Source organism: Mucilaginibacter sp. L196 (genome assembly GCF_009765905.1).
Taxonomy (GTDB): domain Bacteria; phylum Bacteroidota; class Bacteroidia; order Sphingobacteriales; family Sphingobacteriaceae; genus Mucilaginibacter.
This window is the reverse complement of record NZ_LMUO01000019.1, coordinates 1,411,298-1,433,715: the sequence shown is the minus strand read 5'-3', so window position 1 is coordinate 1,433,715 and position 22,418 is coordinate 1,411,298. Positions and strand designations below refer to the sequence as shown.

Here is a 22,418-nt window from a genome sequence, read left to right as displayed (position 1 = left end):
AGGGTCGACCAGCGCAGCGCAGTCGGGGTGAGTCAACTCAACGACTTTGCAGGCAATCTGATACTAAATACTTGATAATAAAAATGGCAGAAGTAAATTACGATGATGATAGTATACGGTCGTTAGACTGGAAAGAGCATATCCGTTTACGCCCCGGCATGTATATTGGCAAGCTGGGCGATGGATCGGCTTATGATGACGGCGTTTACGTTTTGCTGAAAGAAATTGTAGATAACTCTATTGATGAGTTTGTGATGGGCGCGGGCCGTTCTATCGAGATCAGCATGAGCGATCATAAAGTGGCTGTGCGCGATTATGGCCGTGGCATCCCTCTGGGAAAAGTGATTGATTGCGTATCTAAAATAAATACCGGTGGTAAATACGATAGCAAAGCTTTCCAAAAATCGGTAGGACTAAATGGCGTAGGTACCAAAGCGGTAAACGCTTTATCCAATAGCTTTACCGTACAATCTTATCGTGATGGGCGTACCAAAATTGCTGAATTTGCTAAAGGTGAGCTGATTCGCGAAGAAGCCGAAAAAGAAACGTCCCAACGCAATGGTACCGCCATTAACTTTTTACCGGATGATACCATCTTCAGGCATTACCGCTTTATACCGGAGTTTGTAGAAAACATGATCTGGAACTACGTATTTCTGAACGCCGGGCTAACCATCAACTTTAATGGTCAGAAGTATTTATCGGAACGTGGCCTCTATGACCTCCTGAATAAAAACACCGATGTGGAAAACATCCGCTACCCAATTATCCACCTAAAAGGTGAGGATATTGAGATAGCCATGACCCACGGCCAGCAATACGGCGAAGAATATTATTCATTCGTTAACGGGCAGCACACTACTCAGGGCGGTACACACCAGGCGGCTTTCCGCGAAGCGGTGGTAAAAACCATCCGTGAGTTTTATAAAAAAGAGTTTGATGCTTCGGATGTACGTGCGTCTATTGTTGCCGCCATAGCCATCAAAGTTCAGGAACCGGTATTTGAGTCGCAGACCAAAACCAAATTAGGCTCGCAAAACGTTGGACCAGACGGGCCATCTGTCCGTGGGTTTATCAATGACTTTCTTAAGAAAGAACTTGACAACTATCTGCATAAAAACCCTGCTGTCGCCGATGCTTTGCTTAAACGCATTATGCAATCAGAGCGGGAGCGCAAGGATATTGCCGGCATTAAAAAACTGGCTAACGAGCGCGCCAAAAAAGCATCATTGCACAACCGTAAACTCCGCGACTGCAAATTGCATTTTGAAGACACCCACGAACGCAAGCAAGATACCACCCTATTCATCACCGAAGGTGACTCGGCCAGCGGATCAATCACCAAATCACGTGATGTACAAACTCAGGCGGTATTCAGTCTAAAAGGAAAACCGCTAAACTGCTATGGGCTAACCAAAAAAGTGGTTTATGAAAACGAGGAATTTAACCTGCTGCAACACGCTTTAAATATTGAGGATGGTTTGGATGGATTACGCTACAACAATATTGTAATAGCTACCGATGCCGATGTTGATGGCATGCACATACGCTTGCTGTTAATGACCTTCTTCCTGCAATTTTTCCCGGATTTGGTAAAAGCAGGACACGTATTTATCCTGCAAACGCCATTATTCCGTGTGCGTAATAAAAAGGAAACCATTTATTGTTACAGCGACGAAGAGCGCCGCAATGCCATAGCCAAGCTAGGCACCAAGCCCGAAATAACCCGATTTAAAGGTTTGGGAGAAATCTCGCCTGAAGAATTCGGTTTATTCATCGGTAAAGACATCCGCCTCGACCCGGTTATACTGAAAGATGCCAACATCAAAGGCTTACTGGAGTACTTCATGGGCAAAAATACCCCAACCCGCCAGCAACACATTGTAAACAACCTGCGCGTTGAAAAGGATGATGAAAGCATTAACCCATTAGTAGCTGAGGATTTGGAAAGTGTTACGCTGGATGTAGCGGTGTAATATTTTCAGGTATCTGCTTTAAGTTCCCCTCCTTGGAGGGGGTGAAGTGGGTACGTGAACTGGCAGGGGTGGGTTCGTCGCTATGTATTAAGGCACTCTCCACTCCTCTCTCAAGAGAGGAGGCGCCAGCCCATAGTTTATCTATGAAAAGATAGATTTGACAATAAATAAATACTCCAGTTAGTTTCTTAATTAAATTTTTATCTATCTTGTATCCCCCCACAATTTTACGGGGATACATAATGGTAAATCACGAAATAAAAATAGCTTTTCAGGAGTACGATAACTTACACGAACTTAATACATCCGACAAACACCTGTGTCTTGAAAGCGTTAAATCGCTAAAAAACTCACATTCACCATATTCAAAATTCAGGGTGGGTGTGGCTATGGAATTACAAAGCGGTAAAATAATACATGCCAGTAACCAGGAAAACGTAGCATATCCATCAGGCCTATGTGCGGAGCGTGTAGCGCTATTTTACTGGGGAGCTAATCACCCCGATGATCCTATCGTTACGATGGCTATTACAGCACATTCTGATGAGTTTACGATCACTAAGCCAATTACCTCATGCGGCTCATGCCTGCAAGTTTTAGCCGAATACGAAAAAAAGCAGGATCAGCAGATCAATATTATCCTTTATTGCCAGCAAGGCCCCATCTGGAAAATAAAGGGCATACAAAACCAGCTGCCTTTTTTATTTTTTGAAGACAGGTTGATTACGCAGTAAACGCCCGGTTAAAAAAAAGCGGGCCCTCGGTCGCTGCCAAACGCAAATTTAGACCGGCCATGCGAATGATCGCATAGTGAGTGCGTTGAATGGTTAATTTGAATGTGGTTTTGAGGCATTAACACTTCTGGCTTGATAGCTTCAGTCTTATCCGGCTGATTAACTACAGTAGATTTCTTTTTCATAGCGATTTCTCCTGGTTTATCTTTTTATTGCAATTGGGGTTTGCAAATTGGTTACACTAAGTTAAGTACAAAGTCGCTAATTTCCAAGTGTTTTGTGAAAGTTTTTTTAACAGTACAAAACACCTTTACCTGGTGTGTTTCGAGGCCAAAATCTAATTTATCGTATCCTTTTTCGCATTAACCGGCGGTCCCAAACTAATTGGTTTAACGCTGGTTGAGTCCTTCCTGGTATTTATTACAGCAGGCTTAATAACCGGTGTTTTTTTAGTGGTGCTATCAGTTTTACTATTGGCTCCTGGTGAACTACTTGGTAAGCCTCCGGGTTGCTTATTCAATACACTATCTGCCGCGGCCTTTACACCCGGCAAAGCCTTGCCGTCTTTACCTGAATACATCTTCTTAGGGCGGGGAGCCCCGGCAGCATGTTTGGTAGTGGTATCGCGCAACTTATTGTATGATGGCAGCACCGACTCTTTGGATATTGGCCTGTCCTTCGGTTTCCATAAAAAGCCTTTTAATATCTTTTCATCCTCCTTAACCTTGTCAATAGGTATATAACGATGGTCTGGTTTGGTTAAAAATGCAAGGTCGGTTACCTCGTTATTCTTTAAGTTTAACCGCATCCTGCTCGCAAATGACCGCTGCATATCTGTAACTAAATGGGTTGTACTGTCGTGTACAAAGTATATACACTCCACATTCCCATCAAAAAACACACGGCCTAATTTATTATCTTTAAAAAAGCCCCGCATTTTCTTGCCGCCAACCTGGTTAAAATGCGTAGAATCATTTTTCTCTATATTTACAATAAAAGCATTGGGATACATATCCATCTTATCCAGCTTTTTGTTTTTCATGATGAGGTTAATAGTATCGCCGGATAATTGCGAGCCCTGCGTCCATATCATTGGCTTGGTATAACATCGTATGGTGGAGTCGCTATTACTATAAAACATCGAATCTGCCTTAGCCTGCAAGTCCGATTTAAATATTTTCGCGCTATGGAAAGCATACAATATCCTTATCCTTGCGGTATCCTTCAACACTATTTTCCGGTCTAAAAATGTGGAATCAATTTTAACAACCTTTTTACTCTTAGCTATGATCTGGTCCTTCTTAGGCTTTACGTGTACGGGTTTAGGTTTTGGGTGCCCAAAATAATCCCGGTGATGATAGCTGGTATCCCTTGCAAACTTTGGTGCTTCTATGCTCAAAAACTTAGGGGCAACCTTATAAATAATAGATGGTGTTTTTTTAATCGTAGTGTCTCTAATATGCGATAATCGTTCCTGCTCCTGTAGTACAATAAGTTCTTTATATGTCAGTATTCGCGTCTCAATTGTATCAGCCGACATATAGACCGAATCCTTTTTAACTTTGCTTGTATCTTTGGGTATAATCAGTGGCTTACTCGTTACAATTTCGTTAGTATCAAGCTTGTTTTTTTGCAATTTCTTTATGCCCGATTTTATTTTACCCAGATCAGGCATACTTATTTTTTTGCTTTGTGCCGATAGTATTTTCCCGGCTGAGTCCGCACTCATTTTGTTCGGAATCTTTTTACGGAATGAATCGATAACCGGCATAGTCAACTTCCTGCTTACTGAATCAATTAATTGCTGTTGGCCGCCAGTCAGTTTCTTGCTATCTATCTTAGTCTTGTTATTCGCTAATGCTTTTTTAAGTTCTTTTTTTGTGGGAATTGACAAAGGATGTACTTTTGAAGTATCCTTTTTAGTCGAATCTGAGTTTTCAGTAACCAAAATCACGTATGGGTCGCGGGTAACTATCGCCAGGTCGTTCTTCTTAAAATATGTTCCCAAACCGCCCCTAATGGTTATTTTTTGCTCATCATCATTAAAGATTACGTGTTTAACAGATCGCCCGTAGCCCTTCAACCTATCATAAAACAAGGTATCGCCGGTTAATGACTTGGTACCCTGTTTATATAAGTTATTTTTGGTGAACAGCGCCTGTTCAACTATGGTATTGTAAGTGCCGTTATCTGTTAAAAGCGTATCCTTATCCTTGGTGCCATAAATACGTGTTGGTCCATAAAAATAATTTATACGTGTTTGCGAGTTATAGCGCATAGTATCGGTATAAATCATCGCGTCATTTGTAGTACAAACCACATTATACCTGAAATAGGCATCGTGTGTACCTGCAAAATAATAACCGTTCTGGCTTACCAGTGTATTGGTTTTACTCACCAGCTTACCACCGTTTGTATAAGTACCAATGCGGGTAGCGGTGTTATAATTAAAAAAGTTGGTGGTTAGGGTCGCTTCTTTATCAACCATTTTTACATTATCGGTTAATATGGCAACTTTGGTATTACCGTTGTAATTCAGTTTATCTGAGTAAATATTTAGTGTATCTCCCTGGTTTATGGCTACATGGCCAAAGGCATCAAAAGCGTTGGCGCTTTGGTAAAAGTAGGCGCTATCCGAACTCATGCGGGTGCGGTCCTGGCTCCAGATACCATTATATACCTTAATTACATCCAGGCCATTGATCTTAACACCCTGGCTTTTACTAGATGAAATTAAATTTACTTTTGACGCTTTTTTTTGGGCGATAACATTACCCGCCGTCAGCAGTAATAAAAAAATTATAAGGTATTTACTCACAATGGCAAAATTAGTTTTTTGTTGGGGTTATTAAATTAATAATTTTGATGAATGCTGCCGGTTAAACAATTTACTGATTTTATTGAACAAAACAAACTGTTCAAACCTGCCGGCAAAGTGCTTGCCGCGGTTAGCGGTGGCATGGATTCTGTTTTAATGGCGCACCTGTTAAAAGCGGCCGGGTATAATTTTAGCATTGCTCATTGTAACTTTCAGTTGCGCGGCGATGATGCCATTGCTGATCAGGAATTTTGCAAAAACCTTGCTCAACAATTCGGCGTACCATTTTACACCATCAACTTTGATACCACCGACTATGCCGCCAACCACAAGATCTCCATCCAGATGGCAGCCCGCGATTTACGCTATCAGTGGTTTCAACAACTTAAACAACAGCATGGTTATGATGCTATTGCACTCGCGCATCATCAAAACGATACGATTGAAACTATATTGTTAAATCTTACACGTGGCACGGGGATAGCGGGTTTACATGGCATCTTGACTAAAAATGGTGACCTGGTGAGGCCATTGTTATTTTTGAACCGTGAGGATATTAAGCTGTTGATTAAGCAAAACAGCCTGCAATATGTGGAAGACAGCTCCAATTTATCCGTAAAATATGCCCGTAACAAAATACGCCACGAAGTTATTCCCAAGCTTAAGGAACTAAACCCCAGTTTGGAAAAAACATTCGAAAACAATTTGCAGCATTTCAGGGATATGGAAACGCTGCTGGAATTAAAGTTGTCAGAATTAAAGAAAGAGCTGCTTATCCAACAGGACGATGAAATTCATGTGCCATTGGAAGCGGTAAGAAAGTTAGAACCCAAACGGCTGCTACTATTTAACCTGCTGCAACCTTATGGTTTTAATGAAACGGCCGTTGATGATCTGATCGCTTCGCTGGATAAACATTCGGGCAGGATTTTTGAAAGTTTAGGTTACAGGCTGATACTCGACAGGGAGAACATCATCATCACCCTAAAAAAGGATCATCCTACTGAAATAACCATCAACCCCAATGAGCATATGGTTAATTATAACAACTACAAAATAACCTTGCTACATGATGAGAGCCCGCTGATTGTAAAAGACAATCCCTTAGCCGTAAGTATTGATGCTGATTTGCTGGTTTATCCATTAACTATGCGTGCCTGGCAGCAAAGTGATTATTTTTACCCGTTGGGGATGAAAACCAGGAAGAAACTGAGTGATTATTTCATCGACCAGAAAATACCCGTGCATCAAAAAACACAGGTGCCATTATTGGTAAACGGTAATGGCGACATCATTTGGCTTGCCGGTTACCGAAGCAGCGAACATTACAAAGTGAGCAAAAACACTAAAAAAGTTACTATATTCAAATTAATTAAAACATGAGCGATAAACCCGATTTTATTGAAAAACAATACCTGGGCAGGGAGTTTATTCCCATTACCATACGCCTGGTAATGTCAATGTTCTGTTTTGCTGCCTACTTTTTTACCGATCAGCGGTCTAATGCTTTATTGGTGGTGGTAGGTTTTGCCATTTTGGTTATTTCTATCATTATGGGCTTTCTGCTGCATTTCCGCACACGCGTTATTAATAAAAGTATTTTGCTTGACGGTTTGTGGACTACCCGCCTGGTAAAAATTGATTTAAACAGCATTGTTAAAGCAGAAAAAGGCGAGTATAGCCGCTACCTGTTTAACAATCCGGTTTATAACTTGCATAGTAAAGGAACCATCCGTTTTTACACTGGCGGCAAAGAGGCTATACACTTAACAGACCGGGATGGTTTGGTATATATTATTGGCTCACAACAGCCTAATGAATTTTTAAGAGCCATACTTGCTGAAATGAAAAACCGCCCCTAAGCATTAAATTATCCTAATTCAAAAACCGTGTAAGTAATCATCTCGTAAGTACACACAATAACAATTGTAGTATTTATGAACGAGGGATTAAATCTCAAGATAAAAGCTATTGCAGCTAATATCCGGAACAAAAGAGAATACCGTAATTACACACAAGAGTATTTGGCCGCAAAGCTGGCTATCTCGCAAAATGCATACAGTAAAATTGAACTTGGTTATACTAAAATAACCGTTGAGCGACTTTTTCAGATAGCGGAAGTTTTAGGTTTCGAAGTAGCCGACTTGATTGATACCAAGCCCCAAGGTGCGCCTCATATGGCTAAAGTAAGCTAACAATAATATCTTTGCAGATATTATTGAATGATGAATAAACCTGAAATAATTAATAAAACCGTTCAGTTTGTACGTACAACTCTCCAAAATGCTGAAGGCGGCCACGATTGGTGGCACATACACCGCGTACATGCCAATGCGAAACTAATTGCCGATACTGAAGATTGCGATCTGCTTACGGTTGAACTCGCTGCCCTTTTGCATGATATTGCCGATAGTAAATTTCACAATGGAGATGAGGAAATTGGCCCCATTACTGCCGGAAACTTTCTTTATAGTATCAATGTAGATGAGCATATCATTGTTCATGTTCAACAAATCATACGCCACATCTCCTTCAAATCAGGTTTTGATAAATTAAGCTTTCAATCACCCGAACTCAGTATTGTACAGGATGCCGACCGACTTGATGCCATTGGTGCAATTGGCGTTGCCCGCGTATTTAACTACGGTGGTTTTAAGGGTCGTGAAATATATAACCCTGAAATAAAGCCTAACCTTAATATGAGCAAGGAGGAATATAAAAATACTACCGCACCCAGCATCAACCATTTTTATGAAAAATTGCTTTTGCTGAAAGATAAGATGAACACCGCTACCGGTAAAAAACTTGCCGAACAACGCCACGCGTTTATGGAAACTTATTTGCAACAGTTTTTTATGGAATGTGGCAGCATGAGTTAAACAAAACTTTACACTGTGTTTAAATTGTAAAACTTAAATTTGCCAATTAATAATGCTAATTGATTTAATTATGAATGTAAGCACCGAACTAAAGCTGACAGATAAAAAAATCAATCCAACTGCAATGCGCATTTTGGTACTGGAATCGCTATTGAAACAAAAAGCTGCCGCCAGTTTAACTGATATTGAAAAAAGCCTGCAACCTGCCGATAGAATTACCATATACCGCACATTAAAAACTTTTGTTGAAAAGGGATTAATACATGTAATAGATGATGGCACAGGTTCGCCTAAATATGCCATATGCGCCCCCGGCTGTGATGAAGGGCAGCACCATGATTTGCATGTGCATTTCAATTGCATCGTTTGTAAAGAAACTTTTTGCCTTCCAAACAGTAAAATCCCGGAAGTATTATTACCCGATGATTTTACATCAATAGAAATGAATTTAGTGGTAAAAGGCATTTGCAAACAATGTAAAAAATAATGCAATCCCATTGCACAATTAAAAAGCGTATCTTCGCAGAAATATTAAAAAACAAACAAAATGGATACTGGTCCGAGTCGAAGCTCATATCATCTATTACAAAACTCCCGCTAACCAGGTCTGCTCTTTTAAGCTGCCCGGCCACGGGTAATTATTATTACTATGCTTAAGAGAGAAAAATTAAAAGCCGCTTTAGGTAAAAACAACGGTCATCAATCTACAGAGTTCAGCACCGCATCAGCATTAAAAATTAAAGAAGTTGCTGCACAGGACAAAGCGACATTCTTATATACCCTAAAAAGTCACGAGCTTGGCCTTTCGTCGTCGGAGGTAAAAGATCGTTTTCACACTTATGGCTTAAACGAGGTTGCGCATGAAAAAGCACCCAAATGGTATGTGCAGTTTTTTGAGGCTTTTTTAAACCCTTTCATTGGTGTATTAATAGTGTTGTCTATCATCTCCCTGATTACCGACGTAATTATACAGGCGCCTGCCGATAGGGATTATACCACGGTTGCTGTAATATCTATTATGGTGATGCTAAGCGCCATGCTGCGTTTTGTACAGGAGTTCCGCAGTAACCAGGCGGCTGAAAAGCTAAAGTCGATGGTTAAAACCACTGCTACTGTTTTACGCGAGCAAACCGGCAGAGAAGAAATTGATATTAAACAACTGGTTCCCGGCGATATTATTTTGCTTTCAGCGGGGGATATGATCCCTGCGGATGTGCGTATTATGCAGTCGAAGGATTTGTTTGTGAGCCAGGCTATATTAACCGGCGAGGCATTGCCTGTTGAAAAAACAGACGCTGCTAATAAAAAGGCCGACAAAATTTCGCCGCTTGATCTGGATAATGTTTGCTTTATGGGGACCAACGTTGTAAGTGGTACTGCCCATGCCATCGTGGTAAATACCGGCAGCGAAACTTATTTCGGCTCACTATCAAAATCATTAGTGGGTAAACGTGCCGAAACCAGTTTTGACAAAGGTGTAAACAGTGTAAGCTGGTTACTGATCAGGTTTATGCTGGTGATGGTTCCGTTGGTGTTTTTAATTAACGGATTTACCAAACACGATTGGTTGCAGGCATTGCTTTTCGGCATATCCATAGCGGTTGGCTTAACCCCTGAAATGTTGCCGATGATTGTTACCGCCAACCTGGCTAAAGGCGCGGTAAACATGTCGAAACGCAAGGTGGTGGTAAAACGCCTTAACGCTATACAAAACATTGGCGCCATGGATATTTTATGTACTGATAAAACAGGTACATTAACCATGGACAAGATTGTTCTGGAGCGCCATTTAAATGTTTTCGGCCACGAAGATAACGAGGTAATGAAATGGGCCTACCTGAATAGCTATCATCAAACAGGATTAAAAAACTTGCTTGATTTGGCGGTACTGGAGCATGTGGAACTGCATGACTGCCTTAAAGAAGGCGAAGCTTTTGAAAAAGTAGATGAGATCCCGTTTGATTTTCAGCGCAGGCGGATGTCGGTTATCCTCGAAGAAAAAAACCATAAGCACCTGCTGATCTGTAAAGGCGCGGTTGAAGAAGTGCTTGATTTGTGTACCCATGCCTTTGATCCGGGTGAAGACAACCAACTACAAATAAAAAGCGATGCTATCATCCCAATGGATGAAAAAACTAGGGACGCCATCCTTAAAACATCCCGTAAATTAAATGAGGAAGGTTTAAGGGTATTATTGGTTGCCATTAAGCAATATGATGAAAGGCCGCTTACCTACACCGTTGCCGACGAAAGCAACATGATATTAACCGGCTTTGTGGGGTTCCTTGACCCGGCAAAACCATCTGCAAAACCGTCTATCGAAGCATTGCACAAGTTGGGTATTACCATAAAAGTGTTAACCGGCGATAACGAGGTGGTTACTAAAAAAATCTGTAAAGATGTAGGTATCCCGGTTGTTAATATTTTGCTGGGTAAAGACCTGGAAAACATGAGCGATGAGGAGCTTACCGCCCGTATCGACGACATCAGTATATTGGCTAAGTTAAGTCCGCTACAAAAATCAAGGGTAGTAAAAGTATTACAGGCCAAAGGCCATACCGTTGGTTTTATGGGCGATGGTATTAATGATGCCGCAGCCTTGAGGGATGCCGACGTAGGTATCTCTGTTGATACCGCGGTAGATATTGCTAAAGAGAGTGCCGATATTATTTTGTTGGAGAAAGACCTGATGGTATTGCGTAAAGGTGTTATTTATGGCCGCCGCACGTTTGGTAACATCATCAAATACATTAAAATGACGGCCAGCAGCAACTTTGGCAATATGTTCAGTATGCTGGGTGCCAGTGCGCTGTTGCCATTTTTACCGATGCTGCCTATCCAAATTTTGATCAATAATTTACTGTACGATATTTCGCAGATCTCTATCCCATGGGATAAAATGGACGATGACTATATTATTAAACCCCGTAAATGGGATGCCAGCGGTATCAGTAAGTTCATGATTTATATTGGCCCTATCAGTTCCATATTTGATTATGCCACCTTTGCGGTATTGTGGTATGTATTTAAGGCAAACTCTACAGCGCATGCAGATTTCTTTCAAACCGGTTGGTTTGTGGAGAGCTTACTATCGCAAACGCTGATTGTGCACATGATACGTACCCGTAAAATACCATTTATACAAAGCTGGGCGGCTACCCCGGTAGTAGCACTTACATCGCTGATTATGCTGATAGGTATTGCGCTGCCATTTTCACCTATCGCATCGGCCTTTAAGCTGGTGGCGTTGCCTTTAAGCTTTTTCCCATGGTTAATAGGTATCTTATTTTGCTATTGCCTGCTAACGCAAGTGATAAAAAATTGGTTCATTAATAAATTCAGCCAGTGGCTATAAGCTAAAAATCATACACAATATTTTAACCTTAATATTTAGCTTGTTTTTTGTAAGGCTGTAATTATAGAACAAACAAGAAATTTATTTACACAGTTTTTTATGAAAAATAATAAATTTAGACAAGCCTAAAAAAATTGTTAGCTTTGTTTAAATTAATTATTCTTTTAAACACTCATTATGAAAAAATATTTAACCTTTATAATAATCTCATTATTATCAGGACACTATGCGCTTGCACAGGACACTGTTAAACAACAGCGTTACAGCCTTCACTTCCAGGAAACTACTATTACGCAGGACAAACCACCATTCAGCGCTTCTTATTCAGGGCTGAATAGTTTATCAACCCTAGGCGAAACACAAACATCCATAACCAGCACCTTATTTGGGGATGCTAGATTATGGAAAGGTGCCGACATTGTTTTTAACCCGGAAATATCCGGTGGCAGCGGCTTAAGTAAAACTACCGGTATCGCGGCTTTTCCAAACGGCGAAGTTTATAGGGTTGGTAGTACACAACCAGCCATTTATATAGCGCGGCTTTACCTGCGCCAAACATTTGAGTGGGGGAAAGAAAAAGACACCATTACCGATGACCAAAACCAGATAGCCGGTTTAAAAAGCAAGCGTTACTTTTCTATAGCCGCCGGTAAGTATGCTTTGGCAGATTTTTTTGATAACAATCAATTCAGTCACGACCCACGCATGCAATTTATGAACTGGGCATTGATGGATAACGGTGCCTGGGACTATGCCGCTAACACCCGTGGTTATGTATTAGGACTATATACCGAATTAGGTCAGCCAGACTGGACCCTGCGTTTTTCGTTTACAATGGTGGTAACACAGGCAAACGGTTCGGTTTGGGATGCTAAAGTTTTGCACGCAAATACGCAGAATATTGAGTATGAAAGGCGTTATACTATCGGCGGACAAAAAGGTACCGTGCGGTTATTGGGTTATTTAAATAATGGAAAATTTGGCAACTACGACCAGGCCATCGCCCAAAATCCGAAAGCACCAAATGTAGATTCAACCGAGGCTTATGGCAGGCACAAAGTTGGGTTTGGTATTAGTGCCGATCAGTACCTAACCAGTGATTTTGGTGTATTTGCCAGGGCAAGCTGGAATGACGGCCATACTGAAACCTGGTTTTTTACCGAGATCGACCGCTCAATAAGCTTTGGTGCTGAGTTAAAAGGCACATCATGGAAACGCCCGGATGATGAAATAGGATTAGCTTTTATAGGTGATGGCTTATCGTCAGAACACCGCAATTATTTAGCTGACGGCGGCTATGGATTTATTATTGGTGATGGAAAACTAAATTATGCACCCGAAATGGTAGCCGAAATTTATTACAAGATCAACGCTTACCAAAAGAAATTGTGGATAACACCTGATTACCAGTTTATCCTAAACCCGGCTTATAATGCAAGCAGGGGCCCGGTAAATGTGTTTTCCTTAAGGATGCACGTGGAGTTTTAAACCTTCTTTAAAAAATCAAGTAAATCAGCCATGGCAATAGCGCGGTGGCTGATTTTGTTTTTCTCTGCTAAACTCATCTCTGCAAATGTCTTGGTATAACCATCCGGCTGAAAAATGGGATCATAACCAAAACCCGCAGTTCCGACGCGCTCGTTTCGAATGGTGCCGTTTACTACACCTTCAAAAAAATACTCGTCGCCATTCCATATCAGCGATATAACCGTGCGAAAGTTTGCCTTACGGTTAGTAATGTTTTTTAGAGCGGCAAGTGTTTTATCAATATTTGCAGCATGATTGCCATGCTCGCCTGCATAACGGGCAGAGAATACGCCCGGTTCGCCGTTCAGCGCTTCAATTTCAAGGCCGCTGTCATCGCCAAAGCAATTGATGTGGTATTTATCGTAAATAAACCGGCTCTTTAGTGAGGCGTTCTCGCGAAATGTGTTGCCGGTTTCGTCAATATCTTCAATACAGCCAATATCGGTCAGGGTTAATAATTTTATTTTGCCTTCAATTTTGGCGGCTACTTCTTCCTGCTTGTGGGTATTATTGGTTGCAAAAACTAACTGTTGCATATCGAGTCAAGATATAAGATTCAAGAATAAAGATAAGCTCCGATTACAGCAATTTCATTTGCTCCCAAAAAGCTTTTTTATAATCGTTGCGGTCCATCATCTCATCAAAGCTAAAACTGAATAACATTGCGCAGTTACCTTGTGTTTGCTGTTCGTTCAATTTAAGGGAAGAAACATTTTTCGGCCATGCGCTTTTACCCATCAAGAGCATTTTTTTAGGGTTGAAAAAGCTTGATATAGTGTCATGATCCACTTCGATGTGATTTGCTATATTTAAGATCGCTACATCATCGAGCTCAAAACCCAGACGTTTTAGAGTGTTTTGCAGGGCCGTTAAATGCGCATCAGCCATAAAATCAATACCGGGATAGTGAACCGTAATCAGGAAGTTTTTTTTGTTGCCGCCTAAATAATTAAACTCAACTTGTTTCGTTTCTACAGCAACTAATGGGGCAGCCTGTGGTACAGGTTGTTCCGTGGGTAAAGCCGTGTGGCTATACGCTTCCCGGTCCTGGTTTAATAAAAAAATATCATCCTGCAATATAAAATGCAGCGCTGCTGGATTTTCGGTTTTCACTTTAACAAATTTTAACCAAAAGTAGTTAAACAGTTTCAAGCTTTATCAGCATATTCGCATAATTATAGCTGGCTAAAATTTAAACCCACTATTTTTAATAAATTTTACCGAAATTTGATTTTTTAAGCGGATACTGTCCGCATACTATTTAGCATCAGAAATATACATGAGAAAAATTGGGTTAGCCATTCTGGGGATATGTTTATCAGTATCAATAGCCAGCGCACAAAATAAAGACAGCCTGGCAATGGCAAGTGCTCCAAAGCACACACTTGATAAAATAGCCGCGGTTGTAGGCAATAATATTATTTTACAATCTGATATTGAATTATCATACGCCAATTACCTGGCGCAGGGCGGTGCCCCTAATCAGGATATCAAATGCCAGATATTACACGGACTATTAGCACAAAAAATATTAGCGCAACAAGCCATAATTGATAGTATTGAGGTTAAGGATGATGAGGTTGATAATGAAGTTGACCGCCGTATGCGTACCATGACCCAAAGAGCCGGTGGCCAGGACAGGCTTGAGCAATTCCTGGGCCGTTCAGTTATCCAATATAAGGATGAGATTCGCCCGGATATTAAAGAAGCATTGGTTGCCGATAAAATGAGGGCCAAAATAACTGAAAAGTTAAACGTTACCCCTCAGGACGTTGAAAACTATTACAAAAAAATACCCACAGACAGTTTGCCTACATACAATAAAGAGGTTGAAGTTGGCGTAATCGTTTTTCAGCCAAAATTGAACAAAGATGAAAAATCTTTTTACCGACAAAAGGCCGAGGACTTACGCACACGTGTAAAAGCTGGTGAAGATTTTGGCACGCTGGCGCGTTTATATTCGCAGGATCCGGGTTCAGCGCCCGATGGTGGTGATTTAGGTTTTGCTGATCGTAACTCGTACGTTAAGGACTTTGCCGGATGGGCGTTTAAACTAAAAGCGGGTGAGATTTCGCCAGTATTTGAAACTGACTTCGGTTTTCACTTTTTACAAGTTATTGAACGCCGCGGAGAGCAAGTACATGTTAGGCATATCTTAATTATCCCGGCCATTACACAAGCCAGCCTAAACCGGGCAAAGGCCAAAGCCGATAGTGTTTACAATGATTTAATGACAAACAATAAAATAAACTTTTCAAGTGCTGCTGCCTTTTATTCGGATGACAAGGAAACCAAATTTAATGGTGGTATGTTGCTGAATGCTGAGGATGTACAAAACAGAAGTACCATTATTCCAAGTGATAAACTCGACCCACAAATCGCATTGGTTATTGATACTATGAAAGTTGGTGGTTATTCAAAACCACAATTGTTTACAGATAACGCAGGCAAGAAAACCTACAAAATTTTATATCTAAAATCAGTTACCGATGCGCATAAGGCTAATTTAGGCCAGGATTATCCTAAGCTACAGGCGGCTGCCTTAAATGATAAAACCAATCGCACGGTAAGCCAGTGGTTTGAAAAAAGAAGGAAAGAAACTTATATCAAGATCGATCCGGAATTTAATACTTGCTCTGATTTAAAAGGTTGGGCTACTCCACCAGCACCGGTACAAGCTAACGCCACTAAATAATATCTATGCAATACCCATCGGATGTTGAAGCCGCCGACGCTTTAAACAAGGCCTACAAGCAATTGCGCGCCGAGATAGGTAAAGTTATTATCGGCCAGGACGAAGTGGTTAAATTCGTCCTGATTTCCATCTTCAGTAATGGGCATTGCTTATTGGTTGGTGTACCCGGTTTGGCTAAAACCTTGCTGGTACAAACCGTTGCTCAAGTACTCGATCTGGATTTTAAAAGAATACAGTTCACACCGGATTTGATGCCATCAGATATTATTGGCTCAGAGATTTTGGGAGAGGACAGGAATTTTAAATTTATACCCGGTCCGGTTTTTTCCAATATTATACTGGCTGATGAGATTAACCGTACACCACCAAAAACACAAGCAGCTTTATTAGAAGCCATGCAGGAAAAGGCCGTTACCGCAGCCGGTGTAACTCACCAACTTTCGAAACCGTTTTTTGTACTGGCAACCCAAAACCCAATAGAGCAGGAAGGTACATATCCTTTGCCGGAAGCCCAATTAGACAGGTTTATGTTTAATGTGTCGTTAGATTACCCATCATTTGCAGAAGAACTACAAGTAGTTAAAAATACAACCAGCTCAAATCAAGCAAAGGTTAATCATATCTTAAACGCCGAGCAGATCACTTATTTTCAGCAATTGGTGCGAAATATCCCCGTTACGGATAACGTATTGGAGTATGCTGTTAAGCTGGTAGCTAAAACCCGCCCCAATGGCGAATTTGCAGCCCCTCAGGTAAAACGTTTGCTAAACTGGGGCGCTGGCCCGCGCGCATCACAATATTTAATCCTGGGCGCTAAATGCCACGCTGTGCTTAACGGTAAATATTCGCCGGACATTGAAGATGTGCGGGCTATTGCCAAACCCATCCTTCGCCACCGTATTGTGCGCAGTTATCATGCCGAGGCGGATGGCTTATCAACTGATGATATTATAGAGGGGTTGTTCTAGAAAATATATTTCCTATTTGTCATTCTGAGCGCAGCGAAGAATCTTCTTCGATCTGCAAGGCGAGCTATGCATGATTTAGAAGATTCTTCGCTGCGCTCAGAATGACAAAGGTTCAATACGGCAAAATTTCGCCCCTAAAAAAGAAGAGGGATGATTCGCAAGAATCATCCCTCTTCTTTTTTAATTCTACAGTTGTTAATCGTTTTCAACTGCTGAAAATACTTCCAGCAAAATATCCCATTTGTGATTCTTGTCAATTTCCCAAATACGAACATAGTTGTAGTTGCTAACAACCTGTCCTTTGGTTATACGAGCAGTTCCGTAGCTATAAGCAAGGTCATTACTGGTTGAGCGGCCTGCATCTGTAGTTTCAGCTGTGATAGAGATGGCTTCGTTATCAATAAATTTCATAATCCTGTCCTGGCCAACCATTGGTTCAAAGCCCGGGAAATAATAACGGCCTTCGGGGCTTAAAAACTCTTTATAGCTTGCTAAAGTTGATATGGATAATGAATGATTAAATATTTTATCGGTAGCCAATATTACGCTTTTGCCGTTAAATGGATCTTTACTTGGCGCAACCAGCTTTGATGAATCAGGCTCTTGAAAGTCGGTAATAGCATCCTGCTCAGGTTCCGGGTGTTGGATACCCAAATCCATCAGCAATTTTAATTTGTTGTTCTCATCTACGCGCCATATGGATACATAATCGCCGTATACTTTATCGTCATCAGTTTTACCATTTTGGTAAACGTACGGGCCTGCTGTAAAAGCCAAATCGCCATTGGCTGATATACGCGCAAATTTAGGCTCCCAGGTTAAAGTGCCCGGTTGCTTATCAATGTTGGTATAAAAATCGGTTATTTTAACCGGGTTCGGTTTAAAAACTATTCCTTCTATGTCTGCAACTTCTAAAAAAGCATCTTTAATTCCTTTACGGGCAAGTAACTTGTTAAAGTTATCCTCTGCTTTGATAACTTTATCTACATGTGCCAGATCGGGCTTTTGGGCCATGGCTAAATTTGCAAAGCAAGTTAATATAACAGCGGCTGAAAATATTTTTCTCATATGATAATGAATTGTGAGGGGGAAATTTAGTGATAACATGGGAATTAATCCTGTATCGATTTGTAATTTTTTTAAATTTTAGTCCAGTTTGTTCCTTCTTTGGTGTCTTTTAGCTGAAAGCCTATCTGTTGCAAGCCATTCCTTATCTTGTCTGACGTTGCATAGTCCTGACTGCTTTTTGCTTCGTTGCGCAGGTTAACAATAAAGCTTAATACCTGTGGCAAATCATCGCCTGCTGCCTGTTCATCTTTCAAACCCAAGACATCAAGTACAAAACTATTCATCAATTGTTTTAACAATTCCAGATTTTCGGCATCAATTTTTAGTTTACCGTCATAAACTGAATTGATAATCCGGGATGCCTCGAACAACTCTGCGATAAGCACAGGGCTGTTAAAATCATCATTCATAGCCTCATAACAACGATCAGAAAGTGATTTTATTTCAACCTCAGTAGTAGAAGATGTTTTTAAATCTTTTAGTAAACCGAATGAATTCATCAGGCGTTTAAATCCTTTTTCTGATGCTTCCATGGCATCATTACTAAAATCAAGCGTACTGCGGTAATGCGCCTGTAGCATAAAAAAGCGTACCGTCATCGGGCTGTAGCCTTTATTCAGGATGGAGTTTTCTCCGCTGAATAACTCATGCGGTAAAAAGCTATTGCCTAATGATTTCGACATTTTTTGCCCGTTAACCGTCAGCATATTGGTATGCACCCAGTAATTGGCAGGTGTTTTACCGCAAGCTGCCATGTTTTGAGCGATCTCGTTAGTATGATGCGTCGGGATCAAATCGATACCGCCGCCGTGTATATCAAAATGTTCGCCAAGGTATTTCTCGCTCATGGCAGAACACTCGAGATGCCAGCCCGGCAAGCCAACACTCCACGGCGAAGGCCATTTCATTAAAGTTTCTGGTTTGGCTTTTATCCAAAGCGCGAAGTCTAGTTTGCCCCGCTTTTCCTGTTGCCCGCCTAATGAACGTGTATTCGTCAACAGGTCATCCAGGTTACGGCCGCTTAAAACGCCGTAATCATTGGTGCTGTTGTATTTCTCTACATCAAAATAAACAGAGCCATCTACCTCATAGGCGTAGCCTTTTTCCAATATGGTTTTAACCAGTTCTATCTGCTCAATAACGTGGCCGGTAGCTAGTGGTTCAATACTTGGCGGCAGGATATTCAGTATCTGCATCACATCATGAAATCCTACGGTATACTTTTGTGCGATCTCCATTGGCTCCAATTTAGCCAATTTCGCTTTCTTTGATATTTTATCCTCGCCCTCGTCCGCATCGCCTTCAAGGTGACCGGCATCAGTAATATTGCGTACATACCTTACCTTATAACCCAAATGGTTTAGATACCTGAAAATAATATCAAACGAAATATAGGTACGGCAATTGCCCAAGTGTGCATCACTGTATACGGTGGGGCCGCAAACGTACATGCCTACATGCGGCGCATTTATTGCTTTAAATTTCTCTTTTTTGCGTGTTAAAGTATTGTAAACAAACAAATCCTGCTTCATGGTGGCAAACTTACAATTTTTTCGGCTTTGGTTGTTGTTTAGAATCAAGAGTTAAGAATCAAGATTCAGGACAAAAGTAATAACAGCGTAAATTTTTCATTGTCTTGAATCTTGATTCTTAACTCTTGATTCTATTTTAGTTGCAGATCACTGATTACCGGGTAGTGGTCGGATAAGCGCTTTTCTACAATATCGTAATTCAGCACGTTGAAACCAGGCCCCGCCATAATATAATCTATCTGAAAATTGGGAAAATCACCGTTATAAGTTTTACCAAAACCCGAGCCTTTTTCGCAGAAAGCGTTTGTCATACCCTTGCTCATTTGGTTTACGGCAAAAGAGCTTGGCGTATCATTAAAATCGCCGGATATGATATAGGGATAAGGGCAGGCTGCGGCACTCTCCTTAATTTTAAAAACCTGATTAGCACGTTTAATAAAAGCTGCTTTTAATTTAACCGCTAGCCTTTTAGTGGCGTGTACATTAGGTTTCCCTTGCGATACACCTTTTAGATAGCTGTAATCCTCCGATTGGAAGTGCACGGATTCCAGGTGAACGCTGTAAAAGCGGATAATCTTGTTTGATCTTTTAACATCGATGTAAAGGCACTGGTTTTCATCCGTTCTATCAGCAGACACCATAATTAAACCGTGGGCTACAATTGGATATTTGGAAAATATGGCCATGCCTATTGAATCGGTCGAGTTTGATTCAAAACTTACAAAATAATAGCTGTTTGTTTTTAAAAGCTTTTTTAAAGCATTAACCATGTGATATGGCCCGTAATTACGGGTATAAAACTCTTGAAATCCTAACAAATCAGGATTTTCCTGTTTTATGATAGCCAATATATCATTTCGGGTTGAGGTGTCATTATTCGCGCCATAACGTTTAAAATCATGCACATTGTAAGTCATGATGCGTATAGCGCCTGAATCTTTGGTTATTCCGGGTTTGGTTGCTAAGCGCAAGCCAAAGTTTTTATTTAGCACGCGATAGCCTATACCAATAACTAGTAGCGGTAATAAACCCCATATACTTTTGCGCAGAAGCCAGTAAAAAGCGAATAGTAAAACAAGTACCAATAAAATAGGATAAGCCAGGCCAAAGAAGGCGATGATCCAGTAATTTGAAGGGCTTGTTATAGGGGCGAGGTAACTAAGCAGCAATGCGGCACAACACAAAATGTTTAGCCACAATACAAGCTTATCAAAAAAATTAAGCCCGCTTTTTCTAATTGTCATCTTTACTGGCGCGGAATAATATTTCTTTTTCTTCGTTGCTTAAGTGTTCATAACCCACCTTGGATATTTTATCAAGGATAACATCAACCTCATCCTGCCTTGGGCGGGAGTTGGTTCTTTTATTGCCGTTGCGGGCAACTACTTTCAGTTTGGACAGTTTAGGGCCTGATTTGAAAAGATTGGCGATGTTGCCTACCCAATCGCTGCCTTTTTGCAGGCGTTTAATATAAATGAAACCAAGTACTGCGCCGCCAATGTGGGCGATCTCGCCACCAGCATTTGGCCCTGCAATGCTCAGAAAGTCAAGGATTACATAAAAAATAGCCAGCCATTTAAGTTTAACCGGACCAATGATCATCAGAGGTATAGAATAATCGGGCATCAAAGTGGCGGTAGCCACAATAATAGCCATCACACTAGCCGATGCACCAACAGCCGTGCTAATTGGTAATACGGCTGCAAATACCGGGAAAAAGTTATAGCTGAGTATGTAAAAAAGCGCGCCAGCCAACCCGCCTAAAAGGTATACTCCAACAATACGGTGTTTACCTAGGTACTCCTCGAATATTTGCCCCAGCCAGTACAACCACAACATGTTAAACAGGATGTGGAAGATACCAGCATGCATAAACATGTAGGTAAGCGGCGTCCAAAAGCGTACCGCGAGCTTGGGTAGATATGCCGGTATAGCCAGGTATTCGTTAGAATAGTATGTGATGATTTGCGAACTACCGGTAAACAGCCATTCAAAAACAGACGGGATGCCTATCAGCAAAAAAACAGCAACATTAATGGCAATAAGCAGGTTAAGCTTACTATCCGACTTAAGTACTTTTGATTGTATATTTTGCCAGCTATTACTCATGTTATTATATTAATACTAAACGTAGATCAATAGAAACTGTTTGGCTTTTTAATCCCCCAAAGCTTTATTAAAAGGAAGCCAAATAAAGCTCCGCCTAAATGTGCCAAATGCGCTACATTATCGCCCTGGCTTTGATTTAGGGTTAAATAAAGCTCCAATGCCACATAGCCAATCATGATGTACTTCGCTTTTATCGGCACCGGTATAAACATAATCATCAACTCCATATTGGGGTATAACGTTGCAAAGGCAATCATAATGCCGAATATAGCGCCTGATGCGCCAACCATCCCTCCGGTATAGATGTCATACATCTTTTGCCCATGTACGCCGAATTGGTAAAAATAGCTAACATCGGTAGTAGGATTGGGAATAGTAAAAGCACCCGTTATGGCATGAACTTCTATACCCTGTATAAACATTTGTAAAGCAATGGCGCCCAACCCGCATATAAAATACATGTTAAAAAAGCGCTTTGATCCAAGCGCATACTCCACAATAGGCCCAAACTGAAACAACACGAACATATTAAAAAAAATATGCCACCAACCACCATGAATAAACATATAAGTAAGCACCTGCCACACCCTAAAATTGGCAGAATTAAAGTAATATACACCAAACCAGGTACCCATCGGGTCGAAACCCGGGATGGAGAAATTATGGCTTAGGTATACAGAAGGTAAAAAACAAAGTATGTTGATGATCAACAAGTTTTTTACAACGGGAGGCAAATTTGTAAAAGGCGATTGCATGT

The 22,418-nt window shown here is 40.9% G+C and carries 19 protein-coding genes; 11 read left to right on the top strand and 8 right to left on the bottom strand.

What is annotated here, in order from left to right; genetic code table 11:
- The first annotated feature begins 83 nt into the window (after nucleotides 1-83).
- Together GSQ74_RS22505 and GSQ74_RS22500 are read left to right on the top strand one after the other, a co-directional pair.
- Nucleotides 84-1,976 (top strand): DNA topoisomerase IV subunit B, encoded by a 1,893-nt coding sequence (locus GSQ74_RS22505; protein WP_158996434.1) that lies wholly within the window; start codon nucleotides 84-86, stop codon nucleotides 1,974-1,976.
- A 242-nt stretch (nucleotides 1,977-2,218) separates the two neighbouring features.
- Entirely contained in the window at nucleotides 2,219-2,710 is a 492-nt protein-coding gene (locus GSQ74_RS22500) for a cytidine deaminase (RefSeq protein WP_158996433.1), read from the top strand.
- A gap of 337 nt (nucleotides 2,711-3,047) precedes the next feature.
- Here GSQ74_RS22500 and GSQ74_RS22495 read toward each other — a convergent pair whose 3' ends face one another.
- Complete coding sequence (locus GSQ74_RS22495) at nucleotides 3,048-5,528, bottom strand: OstA-like protein (RefSeq protein ID WP_158996432.1); 2,481 nt, start codon at nucleotides 5,526-5,528, stop codon at nucleotides 3,048-3,050.
- Between the two features lie 51 nt (nucleotides 5,529-5,579).
- On the opposite strand from GSQ74_RS22495, the gene tilS reads away from it, so the two are divergent.
- From tilS to GSQ74_RS22460, 7 genes are all read left to right on the top strand, one after another.
- Complete coding sequence (gene tilS / locus GSQ74_RS22490) at nucleotides 5,580-6,911, top strand: tRNA lysidine(34) synthetase TilS (protein WP_158996431.1); 1,332 nt, start codon at nucleotides 5,580-5,582, stop codon at nucleotides 6,909-6,911.
- A complete protein-coding gene (locus tag GSQ74_RS22485; RefSeq protein ID WP_158996430.1) occupies nucleotides 6,908-7,390 on the top strand; it encodes a hypothetical protein in 483 nt (160 codons plus the stop codon). The genes tilS and GSQ74_RS22485 overlap by 4 nt, the downstream gene beginning before the upstream one ends.
- Nucleotides 7,391-7,465: 75 nt before the next feature.
- Nucleotides 7,466-7,723, top strand: a complete 258-nt coding sequence (locus tag GSQ74_RS22480) for a helix-turn-helix domain-containing protein (protein WP_158996429.1) — start codon at nucleotides 7,466-7,468, stop codon at nucleotides 7,721-7,723.
- A gap of 27 nt (nucleotides 7,724-7,750) precedes the next feature.
- Nucleotides 7,751-8,407, top strand: coding sequence for an HD domain-containing protein (locus tag GSQ74_RS22475; RefSeq protein ID WP_371724814.1), 657 nt, complete (start codon nucleotides 7,751-7,753; stop codon nucleotides 8,405-8,407).
- Between the two features lie 52 nt (nucleotides 8,408-8,459).
- A complete protein-coding gene (locus GSQ74_RS22470; protein WP_254060953.1) occupies nucleotides 8,460-8,894 on the top strand; it encodes a Fur family transcriptional regulator in 435 nt (144 codons plus the stop codon).
- 162 nt (nucleotides 8,895-9,056) lie between these two features.
- Nucleotides 9,057-11,762, top strand: coding sequence for a magnesium-translocating P-type ATPase (gene mgtA, locus GSQ74_RS22465; RefSeq protein ID WP_158996428.1), 2,706 nt, complete (start codon nucleotides 9,057-9,059; stop codon nucleotides 11,760-11,762).
- A 177-nt stretch (nucleotides 11,763-11,939) separates the two neighbouring features.
- The gene (locus GSQ74_RS22460) at nucleotides 11,940-13,250 is read left to right on the top strand and encodes a carbohydrate porin (RefSeq protein ID WP_158996427.1); all 1,311 of its coding nucleotides are present in this window, start codon (nucleotides 11,940-11,942) and stop codon (nucleotides 13,248-13,250) included.
- On the opposite strand, the gene GSQ74_RS22455 is transcribed toward GSQ74_RS22460, so the two are convergent.
- Nucleotides 13,247-13,825 (bottom strand): non-canonical purine NTP diphosphatase, encoded by a 579-nt coding sequence (locus GSQ74_RS22455; protein WP_158996426.1) that lies wholly within the window; start codon nucleotides 13,823-13,825, stop codon nucleotides 13,247-13,249. The genes GSQ74_RS22460 and GSQ74_RS22455 overlap by 4 nt on opposite strands.
- A 43-nt stretch (nucleotides 13,826-13,868) precedes the next feature.
- Nucleotides 13,869-14,402: a hypothetical protein gene (locus GSQ74_RS22450; RefSeq protein ID WP_158996425.1), complete on the bottom strand. Its 534-nt coding sequence runs from the start codon at nucleotides 14,400-14,402 to the stop codon at nucleotides 13,869-13,871.
- Between the two features lie 166 nt (nucleotides 14,403-14,568).
- Here GSQ74_RS22450 and GSQ74_RS22445 point away from each other — a divergent pair, with 166 nt between their 5' ends.
- Both GSQ74_RS22445 and GSQ74_RS22440 read left to right on the top strand, forming a co-directional pair.
- Nucleotides 14,569-15,984 carry a peptidylprolyl isomerase gene (locus GSQ74_RS22445; RefSeq protein WP_158996424.1) on the top strand — a complete coding sequence of 472 codons (1,416 nt, stop codon included), beginning with the start codon at nucleotides 14,569-14,571 and terminating at the stop codon, nucleotides 15,982-15,984.
- A 5-nt stretch (nucleotides 15,985-15,989) separates the two neighbouring features.
- Nucleotides 15,990-16,952: a MoxR family ATPase gene (locus GSQ74_RS22440; protein WP_158996423.1), complete on the top strand. Its 963-nt coding sequence runs from the start codon at nucleotides 15,990-15,992 to the stop codon at nucleotides 16,950-16,952.
- 195 nt (nucleotides 16,953-17,147) lie between these two features.
- On the opposite strand, the gene GSQ74_RS22435 is transcribed toward GSQ74_RS22440, so the two are convergent.
- From GSQ74_RS22435 to GSQ74_RS22415, 5 genes are all read right to left on the bottom strand, one after another.
- Nucleotides 17,148-18,020, bottom strand: coding sequence for a hypothetical protein (locus tag GSQ74_RS22435; RefSeq protein WP_158996422.1), 873 nt, complete (start codon nucleotides 18,018-18,020; stop codon nucleotides 17,148-17,150).
- A 71-nt stretch (nucleotides 18,021-18,091) separates the two neighbouring features.
- On the bottom strand, nucleotides 18,092-19,552 hold the full coding sequence (gene cysS / locus GSQ74_RS22430; protein ID WP_158996421.1) for a cysteine--tRNA ligase: 1,461 nt from the start codon (nucleotides 19,550-19,552) through the stop codon (nucleotides 18,092-18,094).
- Nucleotides 19,553-19,683: 131 nt separating this feature from the next.
- Entirely contained in the window at nucleotides 19,684-20,796 is a 1,113-nt protein-coding gene (locus GSQ74_RS22425; protein WP_158996420.1) for an endonuclease/exonuclease/phosphatase family protein, read from the bottom strand.
- Nucleotides 20,786-21,661, bottom strand: a complete 876-nt coding sequence (locus tag GSQ74_RS22420; RefSeq protein WP_158996419.1) for a rhomboid family intramembrane serine protease — start codon at nucleotides 21,659-21,661, stop codon at nucleotides 20,786-20,788. The genes GSQ74_RS22425 and GSQ74_RS22420 overlap by 11 nt, the downstream gene beginning before the upstream one ends.
- A 26-nt stretch (nucleotides 21,662-21,687) precedes the next feature.
- A complete protein-coding gene (locus GSQ74_RS22415; protein ID WP_158996418.1) occupies nucleotides 21,688-22,416 on the bottom strand; it encodes a rhomboid family intramembrane serine protease in 729 nt (242 codons plus the stop codon).
- Nucleotides 22,417-22,418 lie beyond the last annotated feature (2 nt).

What these genes read in the sequence shown, in the direction of transcription:
- GSQ74_RS22460 (WP_158996427.1), top strand. Translation starts at nt 11,940, where the DNA reads ATGAAAAAATATTTAACCTTTATAATAATCTCATTATTATCAGGACAC.
- GSQ74_RS22440 (WP_158996423.1), top strand. Translation starts at nt 15,990, where the DNA reads ATGCAATACCCATCGGATGTTGAAGCCGCCGACGCTTTAAACAAGGCC.
- GSQ74_RS22415 (WP_158996418.1), bottom strand. Translation starts at nt 22,416, where the DNA reads ATGCAATCGCCTTTTACAAATTTGCCTCCCGTTGTAAAAAACTTGTTG.
- GSQ74_RS22470 (WP_254060953.1), top strand. Translation starts at nt 8,460, where the DNA reads ATGCTAATTGATTTAATTATGAATGTAAGCACCGAACTAAAGCTGACA.
- GSQ74_RS22475 (WP_371724814.1), top strand. Translation starts at nt 7,751, where the DNA reads ATGATGAATAAACCTGAAATAATTAATAAAACCGTTCAGTTTGTACGT.
- GSQ74_RS22435 (WP_158996422.1), bottom strand. Translation starts at nt 18,020, where the DNA reads ATGAGAAAAATATTTTCAGCCGCTGTTATATTAACTTGCTTTGCAAAT.
- GSQ74_RS22480 (WP_158996429.1), top strand. Translation starts at nt 7,466, where the DNA reads ATGAACGAGGGATTAAATCTCAAGATAAAAGCTATTGCAGCTAATATC.
- GSQ74_RS22505 (WP_158996434.1), top strand. Translation starts at nt 84, where the DNA reads ATGGCAGAAGTAAATTACGATGATGATAGTATACGGTCGTTAGACTGG.
- GSQ74_RS22485 (WP_158996430.1), top strand. Translation starts at nt 6,908, where the DNA reads ATGAGCGATAAACCCGATTTTATTGAAAAACAATACCTGGGCAGGGAG.
- mgtA (WP_158996428.1), top strand. Translation starts at nt 9,057, where the DNA reads ATGCTTAAGAGAGAAAAATTAAAAGCCGCTTTAGGTAAAAACAACGGT.
- cysS (WP_158996421.1), bottom strand. Translation starts at nt 19,552, where the DNA reads ATGAAGCAGGATTTGTTTGTTTACAATACTTTAACACGCAAAAAAGAG.
- GSQ74_RS22425 (WP_158996420.1), bottom strand. Translation starts at nt 20,796, where the DNA reads ATGACAATTAGAAAAAGCGGGCTTAATTTTTTTGATAAGCTTGTATTG.
- GSQ74_RS22500 (WP_158996433.1), top strand. Translation starts at nt 2,219, where the DNA reads ATGGTAAATCACGAAATAAAAATAGCTTTTCAGGAGTACGATAACTTA.
- tilS (WP_158996431.1), top strand. Translation starts at nt 5,580, where the DNA reads ATGCTGCCGGTTAAACAATTTACTGATTTTATTGAACAAAACAAACTG.
- GSQ74_RS22445 (WP_158996424.1), top strand. Translation starts at nt 14,569, where the DNA reads ATGAGAAAAATTGGGTTAGCCATTCTGGGGATATGTTTATCAGTATCA.
- GSQ74_RS22455 (WP_158996426.1), bottom strand. Translation starts at nt 13,825, where the DNA reads ATGCAACAGTTAGTTTTTGCAACCAATAATACCCACAAGCAGGAAGAA.
- GSQ74_RS22420 (WP_158996419.1), bottom strand. Translation starts at nt 21,661, where the DNA reads ATGAGTAATAGCTGGCAAAATATACAATCAAAAGTACTTAAGTCGGAT.